19 protein-coding genes are annotated in these 17938 nt (G+C 39.7%); 3 read left to right on the top strand and 16 right to left on the bottom strand.

The window, feature by feature from the left end:
- Positions 1–67: 67 nt before the first annotated feature.
- Positions 68–763 (bottom strand): phosphoglycerate mutase, encoded by a 696-nt coding sequence (locus FQT67_RS03550; RefSeq protein WP_003051611.1) that lies wholly within the window; start codon positions 761–763, stop codon positions 68–70.
- A 238-nt stretch (positions 764–1001) separates the two neighbouring features.
- Here FQT67_RS03550 and FQT67_RS03545 point away from each other — a divergent pair, with 238 nt between their 5' ends.
- Positions 1002–1937 (top strand): dihydroorotate oxidase, encoded by a 936-nt coding sequence (locus FQT67_RS03545; protein ID WP_015057870.1) that lies wholly within the window; start codon positions 1002–1004, stop codon positions 1935–1937.
- Positions 1938–1994: 57 nt separating this feature from the next.
- On the opposite strand, the gene FQT67_RS10760 is transcribed toward FQT67_RS03545, so the two are convergent.
- Positions 1995–2168: a hypothetical protein gene (locus FQT67_RS10760; RefSeq protein WP_014612444.1), complete on the bottom strand. Its 174-nt coding sequence runs from the start codon at positions 2166–2168 to the stop codon at positions 1995–1997.
- 70 nt (positions 2169–2238) lie between these two features.
- Positions 2239–4101, bottom strand: coding sequence for a heavy metal translocating P-type ATPase (locus FQT67_RS03540; RefSeq protein ID WP_046176940.1), 1863 nt, complete (start codon positions 4099–4101; stop codon positions 2239–2241).
- A 216-nt stretch (positions 4102–4317) separates the two neighbouring features.
- On the opposite strand from FQT67_RS03540, the gene FQT67_RS03535 reads away from it, so the two are divergent.
- Both FQT67_RS03535 and FQT67_RS03530 read left to right on the top strand, forming a co-directional pair.
- A complete protein-coding gene (locus FQT67_RS03535; protein WP_012767272.1) occupies positions 4318–5190 on the top strand; it encodes an Rgg/GadR/MutR family transcriptional regulator in 873 nt (290 codons plus the stop codon).
- Between the two features lie 69 nt (positions 5191–5259).
- Complete coding sequence (locus FQT67_RS03530; protein ID WP_046176941.1) at positions 5260–6450, top strand: MFS transporter; 1191 nt, start codon at positions 5260–5262, stop codon at positions 6448–6450.
- Positions 6451–6645: 195 nt separating this feature from the next.
- Here the strand turns inward: FQT67_RS03530 and FQT67_RS03525 are convergent, their stop codons facing one another.
- From FQT67_RS03525 to FQT67_RS03465, 13 genes are all read right to left on the bottom strand, one after another.
- Positions 6646–6921, bottom strand: a complete 276-nt coding sequence (locus tag FQT67_RS03525) for an HU family DNA-binding protein (protein WP_003044261.1) — start codon at positions 6919–6921, stop codon at positions 6646–6648.
- 98 nt (positions 6922–7019) lie between these two features.
- On the bottom strand, positions 7020–7607 hold the full coding sequence (locus FQT67_RS03520) for a YpmS family protein (RefSeq protein WP_003053329.1): 588 nt from the start codon (positions 7605–7607) through the stop codon (positions 7020–7022).
- A complete protein-coding gene (locus FQT67_RS03515; protein ID WP_015057871.1) occupies positions 7585–8427 on the bottom strand; it encodes an SGNH/GDSL hydrolase family protein in 843 nt (280 codons plus the stop codon). Before FQT67_RS03515 ends, FQT67_RS03520 begins: the two co-directional genes overlap by 23 nt.
- Positions 8420–9259: a DegV family protein gene (locus FQT67_RS03510; protein WP_046176960.1), complete on the bottom strand. Its 840-nt coding sequence runs from the start codon at positions 9257–9259 to the stop codon at positions 8420–8422. The genes FQT67_RS03515 and FQT67_RS03510 overlap by 8 nt, the downstream gene beginning before the upstream one ends.
- A 240-nt stretch (positions 9260–9499) precedes the next feature.
- Positions 9500–10396 (bottom strand): LPXTG cell wall anchor domain-containing protein, encoded by an 897-nt coding sequence (locus FQT67_RS03505; protein ID WP_046159320.1) that lies wholly within the window; start codon positions 10394–10396, stop codon positions 9500–9502.
- Positions 10397–10602: 206 nt separating this feature from the next.
- A complete protein-coding gene (gene recN, locus FQT67_RS03500; protein WP_046176943.1) occupies positions 10603–12264 on the bottom strand; it encodes a DNA repair protein RecN in 1662 nt (553 codons plus the stop codon).
- An 18-nt stretch (positions 12265–12282) separates the two neighbouring features.
- Positions 12283–12753 carry an arginine repressor gene (locus tag FQT67_RS03495; protein ID WP_003056949.1) on the bottom strand — a complete coding sequence of 157 codons (471 nt, stop codon included), beginning with the start codon at positions 12751–12753 and terminating at the stop codon, positions 12283–12285.
- Positions 12740–13567: a TlyA family RNA methyltransferase gene (locus FQT67_RS03490; RefSeq protein WP_046176944.1), complete on the bottom strand. Its 828-nt coding sequence runs from the start codon at positions 13565–13567 to the stop codon at positions 12740–12742. The genes FQT67_RS03495 and FQT67_RS03490 overlap by 14 nt, the downstream gene beginning before the upstream one ends.
- Positions 13560–14432 (bottom strand): polyprenyl synthetase family protein, encoded by an 873-nt coding sequence (locus tag FQT67_RS03485; RefSeq protein ID WP_003056941.1) that lies wholly within the window; start codon positions 14430–14432, stop codon positions 13560–13562. The genes FQT67_RS03490 and FQT67_RS03485 overlap by 8 nt, the downstream gene beginning before the upstream one ends.
- A complete protein-coding gene (locus FQT67_RS03480) occupies positions 14432–14647 on the bottom strand; it encodes an exodeoxyribonuclease VII small subunit (RefSeq protein WP_002983901.1) in 216 nt (71 codons plus the stop codon). Before FQT67_RS03480 ends, FQT67_RS03485 begins: the two co-directional genes overlap by 1 nt.
- Positions 14625–15965, bottom strand: a complete 1341-nt coding sequence (gene xseA / locus FQT67_RS03475) for an exodeoxyribonuclease VII large subunit (protein WP_046176945.1) — start codon at positions 15963–15965, stop codon at positions 14625–14627. Before xseA ends, FQT67_RS03480 begins: the two co-directional genes overlap by 23 nt.
- 150 nt (positions 15966–16115) lie before the next feature.
- A complete protein-coding gene (locus FQT67_RS03470; protein ID WP_046176946.1) occupies positions 16116–16961 on the bottom strand; it encodes an NAD(P)H-hydrate dehydratase in 846 nt (281 codons plus the stop codon).
- Positions 16958–17812, bottom strand: a complete 855-nt coding sequence (locus FQT67_RS03465) for a bifunctional methylenetetrahydrofolate dehydrogenase/methenyltetrahydrofolate cyclohydrolase (protein WP_046176947.1) — start codon at positions 17810–17812, stop codon at positions 16958–16960. The genes FQT67_RS03470 and FQT67_RS03465 overlap by 4 nt, the downstream gene beginning before the upstream one ends.
- Positions 17813–17938: the final 126 nt, after the last annotated feature.

Raw genomic sequence — 17938 nt, 5'->3', positions numbered from 1 at the left:
TTCAGAAGAAACTCCTGTCTCTCATAAGTAAGACAAGAAAAAACCAGACCAAAGTCTGGTTTCACAATTATTCACCACCGAGGTAGTATTCTTTAACAATGTTAAGTTTTTCATCCAATTCGAAAACAAGTGGTGGGAAGTTTGGAATTTCCACATCCATGATTTCGTCATCTGAAAGACCTTTAATGTGTTTAACAAGAGCGCGGATTGAGTTACCGTGTGCGCCAACAAAGACGTTTTTACCGTCAAGAAGAGCTGGAGCAATTTTTTCTTCCCAGTAAGGCATTGCGCGTTCAAGAGTTACTTTTAAGTTTTCAGCATCTGGGATAAGAGCTGGATCAAGATCAGCATAACGACGATCATTGTGTGCTGAATACTCGTCATTTTTATCCATAGCTGGTGGTAAAACATCGTATGAACGACGCCAAATGTGAACTTGCTCATCACCAAATTGTTCAGCAGCTTCTGCTTTGTTTTTACCAGTTAAAGCACCATAGTGACGCTCGTTCAAACGCCATGATTTTTCAGTTGGTACCCACAATTGACCAGCATTTTCAAGAGCAAGGTTAGTTGTTTTAATTGCACGTGTTAATACAGAAGTGAATGCCAGGTCAAATTCGATGCCTGCTTCTTTGATCAATTTACCAGCATCAATTGCTTGTTGTGTTCCTTTTTCTGAAAGATCAACATCTGCCCAACCAGTGAAGAGGTTAGCTTTGTTCCATTCTGACTCACCGTGGCGAGCGAAAACCAATTTTACCATGAGTTAATATCTCCTTTTAATTTAAAGGTTGCTACCTTTTTACAATTCCTATTTTACAAAAAATATAGCAAAAAAGCTAGTCTATTCTGACTTTATTGAAAATCATAATGTGACTATCATGAAAATTTCAAATGTTCGTCAATAACAGTAATATATTTACATTTTTGTAAAAATAGCTTGCTATTATTCATGCCTAGTGGTAGAATAGAAAAAATTTGTCTAAAATATGGAGGAAATAATGGTTTCTACTGCTACACAAATTGGTCATTTCTCTTTTGATAACTGTTTGATGAATGCTGCTGGTGTTTATTGCATGACAAAAGAAGAGCTTATGGAGGTTGAAAAGTCTCAAGCCGCTTCCTTTGTCACCAAAACAGGGACGCTTGAAGTTCGTCCAGGTAATCCAGAACCTCGCTACGCAGATACTCGTCTTGGTTCTATCAATTCAATGGGACTCCCTAATAATGGTTTTCGCTACTACTTAGACTTTGTCAGTGATCTTGCCAAAACCGGGCAACATAAACCTCATTTTCTCTCCGTTGTCGGGCTATCTCCTACTGAAACCGAAACCATTTTAAAAGCCATCATGGCTTCAGATTATGAGGGTCTAGTGGAACTAAACCTTTCTTGCCCTAACGTTCCAGGAAAACCACAGATTGCTTACGATTTTGAAACCACTGATCAACTTCTAGAGAACATCTTTACCTATTACACTAAACCTCTTGGTATCAAATTACCTCCTTATTTTGACATTGTGCATTTTGATCAAGCGGCTGCTATTTTCAATAAATATCCCCTTTCCTTTGTTAACTGTGTCAATTCTATCGGAAATGGTCTAGTACTTGAGGATGAGCAAGTCCTCATCAAGCCTAAAAATGGCTTTGGTGGCATTGGTGGAGATTATATTAAACCTACTGCTCTAGCCAATGTCCATGCGTTTTACAAACGCTTAAAACCTTCTATCCACATTATTGGTACAGGGGGAGTTAAAACAGGACGCGATGCCTTTGAACATATTCTTTGTGGCGCCAGTATGGTTCAAATTGGTACGGCTCTTCATCAAGAAGGACCGGCTATCTTTGAGCGGGTGACCAAGGAATTAAAAACGATTATGGCAGAAAAAGGCTACCAACGTTTAGCAGATTTTCGTGGGAAATTACGCTACAGAGATTAATCTTAATAGTCAAAGAAGCTTGGAGAGTGGTACTTTGTACACTTTCCAAGCTTCTTTTTAAAATGGAAATTTTTTTGAAGGGACGGCATCATTTTCTTGGGCCTGTTTTTGCTGGTCAGTGGATTCAACTTTCCTTTTTTGCTTGCGCTCAAATCGTTGATATGAATAGAAAAACAAGATGATTTTGATTATTGAAAATACAGCTAAGCCAATAGTAATAATAGTAAACATAGAATGGTTTTCTCTTTCCTCAATCTCACTATTATTATAAACACTTTCACGTCTTCAAGCAAGTTTCCTGTTACTTATAAGAAAGTAAGCGCAAGCTATTCAAAATTACTAAGATTGTTGATCCTTCATGCCCAACTACCCCAAGAGGTAAGTTTACCACTTGAAAAACATTAGCTAAAATCAATAGAGTAATAACAGACAAAGCAAACACAATATTTTGTTTGACAATGGTTTTCATTTTGCGTGACAGCTGAATCGAAAAAGGAATACGAGTCAAGTCATCCATAATCACACTGTCTGCACTTTCCATAGCGATATCTGTTCCTGATCCAATAGCATAAGAAACATCCGCCTGAGCAAGGGCAGGAGCATCATTGATGCCATCTCCTACCATGGCCACAAAGCCATATTTTGCTTTGAGTTCTGTTAGTTTTGCGACCTTATCTTGAGGCATACAATTAGCAACAACTTCGTCAATACCAAGCTTTTGGGCAACATAATTAGCAGTTCGTTCTTGGTCCCCTGTTAACATGACCGTCTTGATTCCCATAGCATGAAGAGCTTCAATGGCACGTTTTGACTCTAATTTGATGTCATCTAACAAAGCATAGTAGGCTACTAGTTGGTTGTGGCGAGAAACAAAGATAAGAGTTTTCCCTTGACTTTCTTCTACCTGAATCGTTTCTTCAAAAGCTGAAAGATCTGGCACCATCTCTAAAATAAAGGATTTCTTCCCAATGCGCCATTCTTGACCTTGATAGAACCCTTGGAATCCTTTCCCGGAAATCTCTTCTAATTGGTCAAAATTCAGTGCTTCTACTGCTTCAGTGTGTTCAAGAAGGGCTTTAGAAATAGGATGGGTACTGGCAGATTCGGCTCCTTTTACCAGTCTATTCACAAGTAATTCATCTGTTAAATAATGCGCAGCTACGACAGATGGTTTGCCTTGAGTTAGGGTTCCTGTTTTATCCATCACGACAGCCTGAATATCTCCCATGTTATCGACAATATCCCCTCCTTTGATAATCAATCCCTTTCTGGCTGCACGAGAAATAGCAGCCAAGCTAGCAGGTGTGGAACTGGCAATTAGGGCACATGGTGAAGCTACTGTCAATAGAATCATCCCTCGATAAAAAGCATCCAACCAGGTCCAAGCAAGAACAAAATGACTAAAGAGAATAAAGGCAGGGACAAGAACAAGGACAAATTTAACATAGCTATCTTCTAAACTCTCAATAAAGGTGGCTGTTTTACTCTTTTGACCTTGGGCAGATTCTACCAAACTTACAATCTTAGCAAAAAGGGTATTGTCATTTTCAACAGTAACCAACATATCGATCGTTTGCCCTTGGTTAATGGTTCCTCCAATAAGTTCTTGACCTTTTGTCTTATCAACAGTAATCGGCTCACCAGTAACCATAGACTCGTCAAATTGACCAAAAGTACTCAAGAGTTCCCCGTCAATTGGAACAGCTTCGCCTTTACGAACCTGCAAACGATCTCCAATAGTCAAAAGCTTGGTCTCAACGTCTACAATACTACCATCTTCTTGATAACGACGTGCTGTATCTGGCGTTAAAGACATTAAGGCAGAAATAGCATCTTTACTTTTTTCCATGGCCATTTCTTCAAGGGTATTAGATAAAGAAAAGATAAAAATCAGCAGAGCGCCTTCCAACCAGTAGCCAATGATTCCAGCACCGATAGCAGCTAAAATCATCAGGACATCTACTGACAAATGGTTATGTTGCACCAAATCCAATAAGCCAGCTTTTGCAGATTCGTAACCTCCAATTAAGAAAGCCAAAATAAAAATGGCAGAGGCAACATGTGGCAATGGTCCAAGAAAGGCTAAGCCAATAATGATTAATACCAGACAGGCTAAAGTCTCCATAAGATGAAGATGGTCTATGATCCATGCTTTGATTGTCATTTTAGTTTCCCTCACAATTAAAAATTCTCTCAATCTTTAAGATATATTAATTATAATAATTCTAAATAGATAAGTCAAGTAATTTAGAACAATTCTAAATAAAGTTTTTTTAGATAATCATCTCTTTGAAAAATCTCATAGCTACCATTTGCAAATACGAGAAAATCCTATTCCAAACTAAGGAAATGTTATACTGATAGGAGGAGGATTGACCGCATGGCAAAACCGTTAGGAGAAACATTTCGTGAGTTAAGGCTAAATCGAAACCTTTCCTTACAACAAATTGCAGGAGACTCTGTCTCACTGTCACAATTATCACGTTTTGAAAGGGGACAGTCAGATATTTCCCTCAATAAATTTTTAGTTGCCTTAGATAGGATGCATGTTGAAGTAAAAGAATTTATGGATGTCGCTTCTGACTTCAAAAAAACTGAGCAGATTCGTTTTATGTCACATTTAATTCCGCTTGAATATGCCCGTGATGTGGAGGGATTTAAAGCTTTGCAGGAGGAAGAAAAACGGAAATACCAAGAGCAGCCTGATTGGAAAAGGTATTATTTAAACGTTATTTTACTACAAGGATTTATTTGTAAGTGTGACCCAACAATTCCTTTTCCCAAAGCTTATCTTGATGACGTTACTGATTATCTCTTTAGCACTGAGCAGTGGCGGATTTACGAACTCATTTTGATTGGCAATCTTTATCTCTTTATCGATATACCACTGCTCGACAGAATGGGACGAGAGATTCTTAACAATCATCATTACTATCAAGATATTTCCAGTCATAAGCATTTAGTAACCATTACCCTCTTAAATATCTGGGAGACGTGTCTGCACCGACAGGCTCTATCCTATGCCACTTATTACCAAGACCAGCTAAAACCTTTATTGACAAATGAGACCAAGTTATATGAAAAAACCATCTTCTTGTTTTTACAAGGTCTACAGGACTATTTAACTGGGGACTGCCTAGCTGGTATTCAAAAAATGACAAAAGCTATTGATATTTTCGAAGCATTGGATTGTCCTCATATGGCTCATAATTACCGCTCAGACTTTGAACGATTTGTTAAATCTCTTACCTAATTTGCAAAAAAATCAAAAACCTCCTAAAAGTGATTTATAATAACATCACTTTACTGCGGAGGTTTTTTAATGACAAAAAATGAATACCGACTCTTAACAAGTCGTGCTGTTAACAAGATTGGCAATGTGATTTACGATTATGGCAATAGCAGTTGGATTGCTGGTCTAGGTGTAGTAGGGCAAAAATACCTCGGTTATTACCAGTTAGTTGATAGCCTGATTGCTCTCTTTTTAAACCCAATTGGTGGTGCTATCGCTGATCGTTATAAACGTCGACAGATTCTGTTATGGACTGATGCAATCGGAGCCATAGCCTGTGGCTTATTAACTTTCATGCCTAGCAAGCAAGGCATGCTGTTTGGTCTTATTACTGTCAATGCCATTTTAGCCATCTCACATGCCTTTTCTGGTACCTCTTTTCGTGCCTATGTTGTCACCCTTGTTAAGGAAGAAAGGTTAGTGGACTTTAATGCACATTTGGAAATTATTTCCCAAATCATTAGTATTTCGTCTCCTTTGCTGGCTTTTTGGGTCGTTGATCGTCTCGGATTGAGACCCGCCTTGCTGCTAGATAGTATCAGTTTTGCCCTTTCCTTCGTCTGCCTATGGTCAATCACCACCAAAGAAACTCATCTTCAGCCCAAATCTGGTCAAATCGATATTAGGCATTTACTGACAGACATAAAAGAAGGCTTAGACTTTATTCACCGAGAAAAAGAGATTTTCTTTCTCCTCACAATCGCAACCTTGGTTAATTTTTTTATTGCTGCCTTTAATTACCTTCTCCCCTTCTCCAATCAGTTGTTTAATCGTTCCTCTAGTTACGCTACCATGCTGTCACTTGGAGCTGTGGGAGCCATTTTAGGAGCACTTTTTGCTAACAAATACTTCAAAAATAATTACCAAAGTCTCTTAATTGCTTTAGGAATTAGTGGCTTGGGACTTGCGATGCTTACTCCATTACATCTTGCTAAGGTTTCTACCTTAGTCTTAGCCTCTGGTAACCTTTGGTTTGAATGTTTTCTAACCATTTTTAACATTCACTTCTTTTCCATGGTTCAAAAAAAGGTCCCAAAAGCCTTATTAGGACGTGTCTTTAGTTCTATTTTTACCCTTGCTGTTTTACTGATGCCCTTAGCTACCATCCTCATGACAGCCTTGCCAATGTCTGTTAATCCTCTTAGTTTTTCCCTAATCGGATTTGGCATAAGCCTCTCTTCCCTGTTAGCCTATGTCTACGCCCGTCAACACTTCATGTAACACTACTATCAAAAATTTTTTACTATAACAATTCAGGTGATGCGCAGAACCTTTTTAAGCTGTTATTCACATGACCATAGAAAGAAGCGTAACGATAGCTGACACCATGAAACACTACTAATTTCATAGCCAAACATACAAAAAAGCCCACTGCACAGGCTATAACGCTTGTACAATGGGTTTTTATCTATGCAATTATTTAACAGCGTCTTTAAGAGCTTTACCAGCTTTGAAGGCTGGAACTTTTGAAGCTGCGATTTCGATTTCTGCACCAGTTTGTGGGTTACGACCTTTACGAGCTGCACGTTCGCGTACTTCGAAGTTACCAAAACCGATTAATTGTACTTTTTCACCTTCAGCAAGAAAAGCTTCGATTGCAGAAAATACGGCATCAACTGCTGCTGCTGAATCTTTTTTTGTAAGTTCAGTTGCTTCTGCAACTTTTGCGATTAAATCTTGTTTGTTAGCCATTTAACAAATCCTCCAAATAATTAGTAAGCTTAATGCTTTAACAGATATTATCATATCTAAAAAAAGCGATTAGGTCAAGTATTTAACGTTATTTGGCCTTATTTCTTGTAAATATCGAAGCTGATTTCATCCTTAAACAAATCAATTTTCTTGGCCTTCAAATAGACTCTCGCATCGTTTTTAACCTCTTGCAAATTGACCACAATAGCTGATTGTTGTGGCATCACTTTCACAAACTTCGGCAACTTGTAGCTTGACTTCAAATATTGCAGAACATCTTTTTCAGGTAGAGGCAAGGTTCCTACTGAAAAAGAAATCACCTGTAGCTGAACAGCTCCATTATCTAAACGATGAGGTTGAAAGTAGATGTATAAAGGGACTTCATATCCTAGAAGTTGGTAGGTTCCTTCGAATAAAATGGAAGAAGAGGTGGCGTAGAATTTGTAATGCATCTTTTCAGACTGATAGTCCTTGAGGTAGCTGGCCACCGTTTCATTCAGTTGTTCTCTGCTTGTGGTGAACGTACCGACTTTAACATTTTTAGTGGCTTTTTGAGCAATTAAATCTGACTCAGGCTCTCTCACTTGAATAAGACGACTTCCAATAACTAAGAAAAAGGCGACATTGAAAGCCAACAAAAGCAAGAAGCCCCATTTCCACCAGTTAAGGGGTAATTTCTTTTCCATGTTTTCTGATTTTCTCCATTACTGCGTCTGACATGATTTGATAACCAGTATTATTGGGGTGAAAATGATCTCCCGTAAACAAGGCATCGTTAACAATTGTGGTTTGGTCTCCTGACGATTGAACAATCCCCTCTTGGCCATTAACCCCCTTATATAAGAGGTCATTGATAGGAACAAAATAAACATGCTTGTAATCACCAAGAACGTCCTTAGTTTTATCGTTCCAATCGTCAATAACCTTTTGCATATCGGTTAATTCTGGAAAATTCAAGTAGAAAGGATTATAAATCCCCAAAACAAAAATGGGTAGTTCCTTATTATCTTTTCTTGCTAAATCAATAATCTTCCGCAACCGCTCTTGATACTGACGAGCTGGTTTCTTAAAACTGGACACTTGTAAGTCAGCTAAATTGTTTCGAATAACGGCCATAACATCGTTACCACCAACTGTTAAAGTCATCACATCAGCTTTTTTTAAAGCTTTTCGAATGTCTTTTTCTTGGGTCATTCGATCAAGGATTTGCTGGCTGGTGTTCCCAGATACGCCATAATTTTGAGGGCTCACGTTAGCTTTTAGATAATCTCCCATATCACTTGCTAATAAGGGAACAAAACCACCTTGGTTGGTCAAGTCTCCCACGCCTTCAGTCAAGGAATCGCCTATGGCAACGTAATGGATATCCACTTGCTCATTTTTTAGAAAATCACTTTTTTTCAATCGTGAATCTGACTTAGGGATGAGAAAATTGAGCATTACGAACGCCAGGCCTAAACTGACCAGAAAGAAAAGGAGACCGTTAAGAAATCGACGATTATTCATAACGAACCATAACCGCAAAGGCTCCCTCACCCGTATGCGTCTGGATAATAGAGCCAGTTTCTAAAACCGTAATAAGTCCTGTGTAGTGAGCTGCAATTTTTTCTTTTAGCATTAAAGCAAGATCAGCTTCTCCAGCATAAGAAATGGCTACTTCAGCAATCGGACGGTGGCTGTTATCAGCCAGATAGCCATCTAACCATTTGGTAAAGGTTTTATTTCCTCTCCCTTTGACAAGAGTTCTGAGTTCATCATTTTTAAGTTCCATCAACACCCTAACATTTAGAAGTGAGCTAAGAACTCCCGTTACACGGCCGATTCGGCCCCCTTTGACAAGGTTTTCTAACGTTGAAACCCCAATATAGAGTTCTGTTTTTGACTTAATATCTTGAACCGCAGCCAAAATATCTTCTAGACTTGCACCCACTTGTGCCAACTTTGCTGCTGCAACAACTTGGAATTTCAAGGCTTGGTCTGTGAATCCAGAATCTAAAACCGTTACTGGCGCTTCAGCAATTTCTGCTCCTTGGCGTGATGCTTCGATAGTTCCTGATAAAGCTGGGGACAGGTGGATAGCAACAATGTCGGTTGCTCCTTCTTTAACAAGCTTCTCATAAGTTTCAGCAAAAAGACCAACTGGAGGTTGACTCGTTTTGGGAAGAGACTTGCTAGCCTTCATTAGGCTCAAAAAGTAACCTTCTTCTTTCAAGTCATTATCAGAATATAATTTACTATCAATCATAACGGATAGAGGCACTACGGTAATGTCCAAGGCCTTAACTAATTCTGGTTCAATGGTCATTGATGAATCTGCAACAATTTTAATAGTTCCCATGTATTTTTCCATTCTAGACTAGTTTCTCATCTCCTTATTTTATCACTCCTTGGCAAATAAATCAAAATTAGTCACGCATCTTCTGAGTATTTATTAACTGAGAAGTTAACAAACCAGCTGTTTTGTTTTTAAAGTATGATGACGCCATGAGTTTTAAACCAATATAAAACAGGAGCCTCATCTAAATGATCTGGCTCCTGTGTTGTGTTATCCATGTCTTATCTTCTCAGACCTGCCTTATCAGTCAATTGATGAGGGCTCAGTTTTTTTAATCACCAGAAGAGTTGCAAAACCTAGGCAAGTCATCCCGAACCAAGGCAGAGTGGTCCACGATTGATCTCCTGTTACTGGTAAATCTTTCTTCTCCTTGCGCACTAGGAAGCTAATTTTTCGGTTATAGGGCACGGGAACATCTTTTCTGTTATCCCCAATATAAGAAATAATGCGTCCTAACTCATCAATAATAACGCTTGGTTGATTCGTTTGGTGACTAGTTCCTCTTTTCCTATCAATAGTTTGTTCGACCTTTTTCTTTTCATAGTGGGCTGCTAAAACTTCGCCAAACACTTCACCATGAGAATACACCTGAGTTGTTAAATCAGACTTTTTAGACACTAAAGACGCTAATTTTGTAGTCGCTGCATTCAAAGCTTCCATTTTTTCAAGCAATTGACGCTTTGCTACCATATAACGCAGAGCTGGGCTTGGGGCTGTTCTCACGTGTGGTGTCGGTTTATCACTATTTTCCTGATCATCAAGAACCGGAAGACTAACAGAGATAGCGTTCATCAACATAGGCGTATCAGCTTCACCAGCAGAGGTTTCTGCTAAACTAGGCTTATCTAACCCTTCATCTTCAGCGGATGGCTCACCCTCTCTTTCAAAATAGTGACCCTCATCCTCTTCAAGATCATCCTCAAAATCATCTGCTAAAGGAAAATCTGGTATTTCCTGTTTTGCTTCGGACTGCTCTTGAGGCACGGATTTCGCAGAGGTTGATGTGTCTTGGTCAGTAGTTATTTGATGGTCTACTTTCACATCCTTACTTGACTGTTGAGTTGCTCTCACTGTTGAAAAACTGCAACTTAGGACCGCCAATACCATAATGCTTGCGAAATATATTTTTTTATTAGACATGTATGTCTCCTAGCTTAAAATTCTCTTATATATTCTACTATTTATCAGGGGTTTGTCAAGACAGTTGAGCAAAAAGAAACCGCCAAACGTCCTGCTAGATGGCATCGGAGCGCTAAGGCTCCAGAATCTAACAACAGGCTAATCCGACGGTTTCTCTTTCTTATCAAAAGACTATTCTATTGAATAGTCACAGTTTTTTCTGTTTATTAATGTTTGGCCAGTAATTCACGAGCCTGAGTGAGAGCAGCTTCTGTCATGTCTGCACCAGCAAGCATTCTGGCAATTTCTTCCACACGTTCTTCAGGAGTTAATAACCTTACCTTAGAAACGGTGGACTCTTCTTTACTTTCTTTAGAAATAAAATACTGATAATCAGCAATAGCAATAACTTGAGGTAAGTGTGAAATAGCGAGAACTTGCCCATGTCGCCCAATTTTATAAATCTTTTGGGCAATGGCTTGAGCAACTCGACCAGAAACACCTGTATCTACTTCATCAAAAACAATACTCGTTTTATCTTCTTTTTTAGAGATAGCTGCTTTGATAGCCAACATCAAGCGTGATAACTCTCCTCCAGAAGCCACCTTGACAAGGGGCTTGAATCCTTCGCCTGGATTAGTAGAGATGTAAAATTCCAAGCTTTCATTACCATCACGATTGAATTTTGATGTGGTAAAGTGAACTTTGAAATCTGCTTTTTCCATATAAAGTTCCTTAAGTTCAGCTTTAATCTCAGCTTCTAATTGCTCCGCCAATTGATGGCGAGAGACACTTAACTCCGAAGCAGCAGCAACCAATTGTTTTTCTAAGGCTTTCAATTCTGCCTCTAGATCCCCTGAAGACAACTCATCGCCTGTTAATAGCTGGTATTCTTTGACGATATTATCGTAGTAGTCAAGCACATCATTCACATTACCACCGTATTTACGGGTTAAGCTATTGAGTGTATCCAAGCGAAATTCAACTTCCTGTAATCGCCCACCATCAAAATCCAGTTGGTCAATGGTATCTGATAATTGCTTGCTCACTTCTTCAAGAATATAATAGGCTTCAGAAATCGAAGTCGACATCCCTTTGTATTCTGAATCAAACTGCTCAATTGATAGTAAGTCATTCATGCTAGAGCGAATATTGGATAGACTTGAAAAATCGTCATTATCTAGCATGACGTAGGCATTGGTCAGGGTATCAGCAATTTGTTTGTGGTTCATTAAGCGATCACGTTCTTGATTTAACCGGTCGTCCTCACCTCGACTCAAGGCAGCAACTTCAATTTCTGCTATCTGAAAGGCCAACATATCAATACGATCTTTGTGTTCTTTTTCATTTTTTTGTTTATCAATAACCTGGCGACGCAAGCTTTTATAACGATCAAAAATAAGCTGATAGTTCTCTTTCAATTGCTCAAAAGCCTTATCACCAAAAGCGTCCAAAATTTGCTGGTGGAGCTGTGGTCGCATTAATTCTTCTTGGTCATGTTGCCCATGAATATCTACCAAAAACTGTCCGACCTGTTTTAAGGTGGCTAGGTTAACCATCTGACCATTAATGCGGCTCACGCTTCTGCCATTGGCAAAGATATCCCGGCGAATAATCAGTTCTTCTTCCATAGCAATACCTGATGATTCCAGACACGCAACCAGTTCTGGGGTAGCATCTACCGAAAAGAACCCCTCAATTTCTGCTTTATTAGCTCCACGACGAATCACTTCTGTACTAGCACGCGCACCAAGCATCATATTCATGGCATCAATAATAATGGACTTTCCAGCTCCTGTTTCACCTGTCAAAACTGTCATGCCATTTTCAAAATTCAGAGAGATTTCCTCAATAATGGCAAAATTTTTAATGGAAATTTCTAATAGCATCACTTTCTCCCTGTTCTTCTAAGTTTGCCCCTGCATCCAGAGCAAGACTTCCTGACGAATCTTATCGGCATCTGCTGCTGATTTAGCAATCAAAAGTAAACTGTCATCATCTGCAATAAGACTAAAAATAGCTTCTGGAAAATCAGTTAACAAGTAACGTTTTATGAGTTTGCTATTTCCAGGAACTACTTTTAAATAAAGATGTTGCTCAAGTCCTGCTGTCGGGTCCGAAATAGCCAAAATGGTACTTTTAATAGAACGTGGTCCTTGAATAATCTTTTTACGACTATCTTGAGAAAGACCATAGATGTAACGTCCACTGCCAGAAGGAATCTTTACTATACCAATTTCATTCATGTCTCTTGAAATAGTAGCCTGGGTTAATTCTAACCCATGCTCTGCCAATAATCTTAAGAGATCATGTTGCGTCTCAATTGGATGCGTCAAAACCATTTTTTTGATTAATTCAAGTCGTTCACTCTTTTTCATGTTTCTCAAACTCCTTATGTGCCTTGGCAACAACTTTCTGAATCAAATGCGGGGCTAACGTTTCAGGTGTCTGTGACTTAGCAAGATGAGCTAAAAATTCGATATTGCCATGACCACCCTGAATAGGGGAAAAATCAAGTCCCTTAACTGTAAATCCGTAACCTGAGGCAAAATCCATGACCTTTTGAATCACTTTTTCATGAATCTGTTTGTCTTTGACGATGCCTTTTTTACCAATCTGCTCGCGCCCAGCTTCAAATTGCGGTTTAATGAGAGCAATAACCTGTCCCTGATCTGACAAAACGTTATGCAGGGCTGGCAAAATCAAGCTGAGAGAAATAAAGGACACATCAATACTGGCAAATACAGGCTGTCCCTCATCAAAGTCCTCTGGCTGAGCATAACGAAAGTTATACTGTTCCATACTTCTCACTCGTGGATCTTGTCTGAGTTTCCATACCAACTGGTTAGTCCCAACGTCGACGGCATAGACTAGTTTGGCCCCATCTTGTAACATAACATCGGTAAAACCACCTGTTGAAGCGCCAATATCAATCCCAATTTGATTAGCAACCGATACACCAAAAACATGCAGCCCCTTTTCCAGTTTTAATCCACCACGACTGACGTATTTGAGTTTTTCACCTTTAAGTTTTAACTCAGTCCCATCGTCAATTTTGTCACCTGGCTTGTCATAGCGTTGGCCATTAATCACAGAGACCACTAAGCCTGCCATGACACCACGTTTAGCTTGCTCTCTGGTCTCAAATAATCCTTGCTTATAGGCTAACACATCTACTCTTTCTTTAGGCATTAAGTCGTAACCCTTCTATCAGTTTTGTAATTATTTGAGGCTTAAAGCCTACATCGCTTTCTAGTGTCTGAAAAATCGTCAAAGCCTGATCTAAACTCTCTGTCAGCAGTTGGTAAGAGGCTTCTAACCCCAGTAAACTTGGATAAGTAGCTTTTTCTGCGAATAAGTCCTTTTTAGGCGTTTTTCCAAGATCTTCAAAGCTAGCTGTCACGTCTAAAATATCATCCCTAATCTGAAAGGCGTGCCCGATGAGCATTCCCGCCTGCTCTAGTTGTTGACGAACAGTCATAGCCTGTTCTGTTATAAGAGCTGCTGCTTTAAAAGGAAAAGCTAATAATTTTCCGGTTTTATTGAGGTGAATCAGTGACAACTGAGGAAGACTTAATGCTTGATTTTCCCCTTTCATATCTAACATCTGACCACCAACCATGCCAAAAGTTCCTGAAGCTAGGGAAAGTTCTTGGATTAAGGCTACTTTAACCTCACTATTTAATTCAGCTTGAGCTATTAACCCAAAGGGGTCTAAAAATAAGCTGTCTCCCGCCAAAATGGCCGTGGCTTCTCCAAATTGTTTGTGATTGGTCAGTCTGCCACGTCGGTAATCATCATTATCCATGGCTGGCAAATCATCGTGAATCAGACTTCCTGTATGAATCATTTCAAGGGCTGCAGCCAAATCAAAATGAGCATTCTGTAACGATACCCCAAATCCCTCAATCATCTCTAATAAGATAAGTGGGCGAATGCGCTTGCCACCACTGTCAACAGAATACAAGATAGCATCAATCAACTCTTCAGATACACCGTTACTAGTCGTCTTATAGTAGCGACGAATGGCTTCGTCAATTCTAGCTAATTTGTCCATTAATCATCCATATCTACTTCTGTGCCATCAGCTTGCATCACTTTGACGAGTGTTTTTTCTGCCGCTTGTAAGGTCTTTTGAAGTTCTTTTGAGAGAAGCATTCCTTTTTGAAATTCTGAAATAGCTTCTTCCAAAGGGACATCCCCATTTTCAAGTTTGTTCACAATAGTCTCTAAATCTTGTAAATTTTCTTCAAATGTTTTCGTTTTTGACATCTTTTACCTCTACATCTAATTGTCCATCACGCATCTTAATGGTTAACTGATCACCCTTTGTTATCTGACTTACAGAGGCTACCAGTGCTTGATTTTTTTCAATCATTGCATAACCACGGGCGATAATTCGGCCAGTGTCCAGTGATAGCAAAGCATCTTGGGCTTTTTCAAATCGGGCCAGCTGGCTATCGTACTGATTTGTCATATTAGCCATCAGTAAACGCTTAGCGGTAGCAACACGGTCTTGGTATCGCTCGATTTTTGTCTGTAATTGACTATTGGCCAAGGCATGGTCCAACTGAACCTTGTTTTCTTTGGCGGAACTCAGACGATCTTTCATCGTATTCATCAGGGTCATGCTAAGGCGATCAATTTTTTGCAAGTAGGCATCATATAATCGTTCTGGTTGCCTAAAAATAACAGATTGTGATAGTTTATTCACCCACTCTTGCCGTTGCTTAATCCGCCTCAAGCAGGCCTGATAAGAACGATTTTGCCGCTCTACTATCCAAGACATAAGATCTGTTTTTGTAATAGGCGTTGCTAACTCTGCTGCTGCTGTTGGTGTGGCTGCTCTGCGATCTGCCACAAAATCTGCCAGGGTTGTATCAGTTTCATGACCCACACTCGAAATCACTGGAAGTTTCGATTCAAAGATAGCCTGAACTACTATTTCCTCGTTGAAAGCCCAAAGGTCTTCTATCGAGCCACCTCCACGGCCAACAATGAGCAAGTCCAAATCCTCTCTTTGGTTGGCTCTTCGAATATTCGCCACTACTTCTTGGGCGGCTCCATCACCTTGTACTTTAGTTGGGAATAATAAAATCTCAACCCCTGGAAAACGCCGTGAAACAGTTGTGATAATATCTCGAATCACAGCGCCACTTGGACTTGTAATGACCCCAATTTTTGACACAAACTGTGGTAAGAGCTGCTTGTGTTTTTGCTCAAAATAACCTTCTGCAGTTAATTTTTTATTTAATTGTTCAAACTGCAAAGCCAAGGCACCTATGCCGTCTGGCTCTGCCTTTTCAATCACGATAGAATAGGAACCACTCGGTTCATAAAGTTGGACTCGCCCAATCACATTAATTTTCATGCCTTCTTCTAGGTCGAATCCTAGTTTTTTATAGACTCCTGCCCACATGGTGGCTTGAATCACAGCACTTTCATCTTTTAAGGAAAAATATTGATGAGTCGGTCGTTTTCGAAAATTGGACACTTGACCAGTCAGATAAACCCGTTCCAAATAAGGGTCACGGTCAAATTTTAATTTTAAATATTTCGTCAAATGAGTGACGGTTAAATAATCTGCCATCAAGCCACCTTTCACTTAGTTGGACCTGACATAGTCCCTTTGCATACTAATGCAATTATACCATTTTTCTGAATAAATAGTGAGCAGAAAACCAGAAAAAGGAGCTGTTCTAGCTCCTCTTTTAATCTCATCTTATTTTGTTGCAGCCGATTAGTTAGCTTCACTGATAGTCTTCATCCATTTTGGAATTTCCTGGCTAATAGCTGTTGGTAAGACCACATAAGCTTCTTGGGCTAATGCATCAGCAATGGCTGAGTGAAGATAGGCCGCACAAGCTACCCTATCAAACAAATCAACCTGCTTAAACTGAACAGCCATTGCCGCAATCATACCTGCCAAAGTATCCCCCATACCACCAGTTGCTTGATATGGCCCTCCAACAGTTAGCTCATAAATCTTATCATCTTGATAGAGTTTAGTTGCTGAACTTTTAGCCACCAAAATCGTACCTTGAGGAAATTGCTGCAAGACTTTTTGAGTGTTGGGCACCGTCTGTTGGTCAATGGCTAATCCAGAAAGGCGTTCCCACTCTTTCTGGTGGGGAGTAAGGATAATTGGTAACGTCAAATTTTGAAAGAAATAGTTTTTTTGAGCAGCAATCGTTAAAGCAGAGCCATCAACTAACAAAAGTTGATGACCTTTGATATGAGACACGACCCATTCAAATAATCTTTGTGCTTTGCTATTTTCAGAAAGCCCTGGACCAATAAGGACTAAATCTGCCACTTCAAGTTGTCTTAGCAACAAGTCCCTGTCATCCACTGAAAATGCCATTGCTTCTGGTAAATGGCTATGCAAGGCTGAGATATTTGATTGATCAGTCGCAACAGTGATTAAACCTGCTCCACTGTTTAAAGCTGCCAGAGCTGCCATAATAATAGCACCACCATAAGGTGCTAAGCCCCCTATCAGAAGCAAGCGCCCGTAATTGCCTTTATGAGTTTCTTTTTGCCTTGGAAAAATCACTTTTCTCGCAAGATCATGGTCACTAATCATCGACTCACACTCCGTAAAGCTGCTTGGTAAGTTTGTTCTAATAACATGGTAATCGTCATCGGACCGACTCCCCCAGGAACAGGGGTAATTTTAGAGGCAACTTGAGAAACTTCATCAAAAGCCACATCTCCAATAAGTTTACCATTATCATCACGGTTCATGCCAACATCAATAACAACGGCCCCTTCTTTAACAAAGTCTTTCGTCACGAAATGACCTTGTCCAATGGCCACAATTAAAACATCCGCATGGCGGCAGACGTCTTCTAAATGTCGTGTCCTAGAATGCGTCAACGTTACCGTTGCATTCTTATCTAACAAGAGTTGAGCCATTGGTTTGCCTACAATGTTAGATCTTCCGATAATCACCGCATGCTTACCTTCAAGATCCACCTCGTATTCGCGTAATATTTCCACAATGCCTGCTGGTGTGCAAGGAACCATCAAGGGACGACCTGACCAAAGGTGACCTGTATTCATGGGGTGGAAACCATCCACATCTTTTTTAGGATCAATAGCAAGGATAATTTTCTTATCATTAATGTGATTTGGCAAGGGCAATTGGACCAAGATGCCATGAATCGTATCATCTTCATTATAGCGTTCAATGATAGCAATCAATTCTTCCTGGCAAATAGATTCTGACAGCCTAACGGTTTCGCTTTTGAAGCCAGCAGCAAGTGCAGCTCGTTCTTTGTTGCGAACATACACTTGACTGGCAGGATTATCCCCAACCAAGATAACTACTAAACCTGGTACAATACCCTTCTCCTGTTTTAATTGCTGCACCTTAATAGTTAATTCGCTTTGCATTTTTTGGGCTAGGGCTTTCCCATCCATTATTTCAGTCATCCAATTCCCCTTTCATTTTCATCTCTCTATTATAGCAGAAAATTAGTGGTGCGTTCTCTTATTTATCATCTTGGCCGGTTCCATGTCTATTTATCATAGCATAAAGCCTATCGAAATGGCCTCCTA

It is taken from the genome of Streptococcus sp. NCTC 11567 (genome assembly GCF_902141215.1).
Taxonomy (GTDB): Bacteria; Bacillota; Bacilli; order Lactobacillales; family Streptococcaceae; genus Streptococcus; species Streptococcus dysgalactiae.
The sequence above is the reverse complement of the archived record's forward strand: the minus strand, read 5'-3'. Positions and strand labels throughout refer to the sequence as shown.

Bases quoted from the DNA above. Each gene is read 5' to 3' on its own strand.
- FQT67_RS03550 (WP_003051611.1), bottom strand. From the start codon at position 763: ATGGTAAAATTGGTTTTCGCTCGCCACGGTGAGTCAGAATGGAACAAA.
- FQT67_RS03545 (WP_015057870.1), top strand. From the start codon at position 1,002: ATGGTTTCTACTGCTACACAAATTGGTCATTTCTCTTTTGATAACTGT.
- FQT67_RS10760 (WP_014612444.1), bottom strand. From the start codon at position 2,168: ATGTTTACTATTATTACTATTGGCTTAGCTGTATTTTCAATAATCAAA.
- FQT67_RS03540 (WP_046176940.1), bottom strand. From the start codon at position 4,101: ATGACAATCAAAGCATGGATCATAGACCATCTTCATCTTATGGAGACT.
- FQT67_RS03535 (WP_012767272.1), top strand. From the start codon at position 4,318: ATGGCAAAACCGTTAGGAGAAACATTTCGTGAGTTAAGGCTAAATCGA.
- FQT67_RS03530 (WP_046176941.1), top strand. From the start codon at position 5,260: ATGACAAAAAATGAATACCGACTCTTAACAAGTCGTGCTGTTAACAAG.
- FQT67_RS03525 (WP_003044261.1), bottom strand. From the start codon at position 6,921: ATGGCTAACAAACAAGATTTAATCGCAAAAGTTGCAGAAGCAACTGAA.
- FQT67_RS03520 (WP_003053329.1), bottom strand. From the start codon at position 7,607: ATGGAAAAGAAATTACCCCTTAACTGGTGGAAATGGGGCTTCTTGCTT.
- FQT67_RS03515 (WP_015057871.1), bottom strand. From the start codon at position 8,427: ATGAATAATCGTCGATTTCTTAACGGTCTCCTTTTCTTTCTGGTCAGT.
- FQT67_RS03510 (WP_046176960.1), bottom strand. From the start codon at position 9,259: ATGGGAACTATTAAAATTGTTGCAGATTCATCAATGACCATTGAACCA.
- FQT67_RS03505 (WP_046159320.1), bottom strand. From the start codon at position 10,396: ATGTCTAATAAAAAAATATATTTCGCAAGCATTATGGTATTGGCGGTC.
- recN (WP_046176943.1), bottom strand. From the start codon at position 12,264: ATGCTATTAGAAATTTCCATTAAAAATTTTGCCATTATTGAGGAAATC.
- FQT67_RS03495 (WP_003056949.1), bottom strand. From the start codon at position 12,753: ATGAAAAAGAGTGAACGACTTGAATTAATCAAAAAAATGGTTTTGACG.
- FQT67_RS03490 (WP_046176944.1), bottom strand. From the start codon at position 13,567: ATGCCTAAAGAAAGAGTAGATGTGTTAGCCTATAAGCAAGGATTATTT.
- FQT67_RS03485 (WP_003056941.1), bottom strand. From the start codon at position 14,432: ATGGACAAATTAGCTAGAATTGACGAAGCCATTCGTCGCTACTATAAG.
- FQT67_RS03480 (WP_002983901.1), bottom strand. From the start codon at position 14,647: ATGTCAAAAACGAAAACATTTGAAGAAAATTTACAAGATTTAGAGACT.
- xseA (WP_046176945.1), bottom strand. From the start codon at position 15,965: ATGGCAGATTATTTAACCGTCACTCATTTGACGAAATATTTAAAATTA.
- FQT67_RS03470 (WP_046176946.1), bottom strand. From the start codon at position 16,961: ATGATTAGTGACCATGATCTTGCGAGAAAAGTGATTTTTCCAAGGCAA.
- FQT67_RS03465 (WP_046176947.1), bottom strand. From the start codon at position 17,812: ATGACTGAAATAATGGATGGGAAAGCCCTAGCCCAAAAAATGCAAAGC.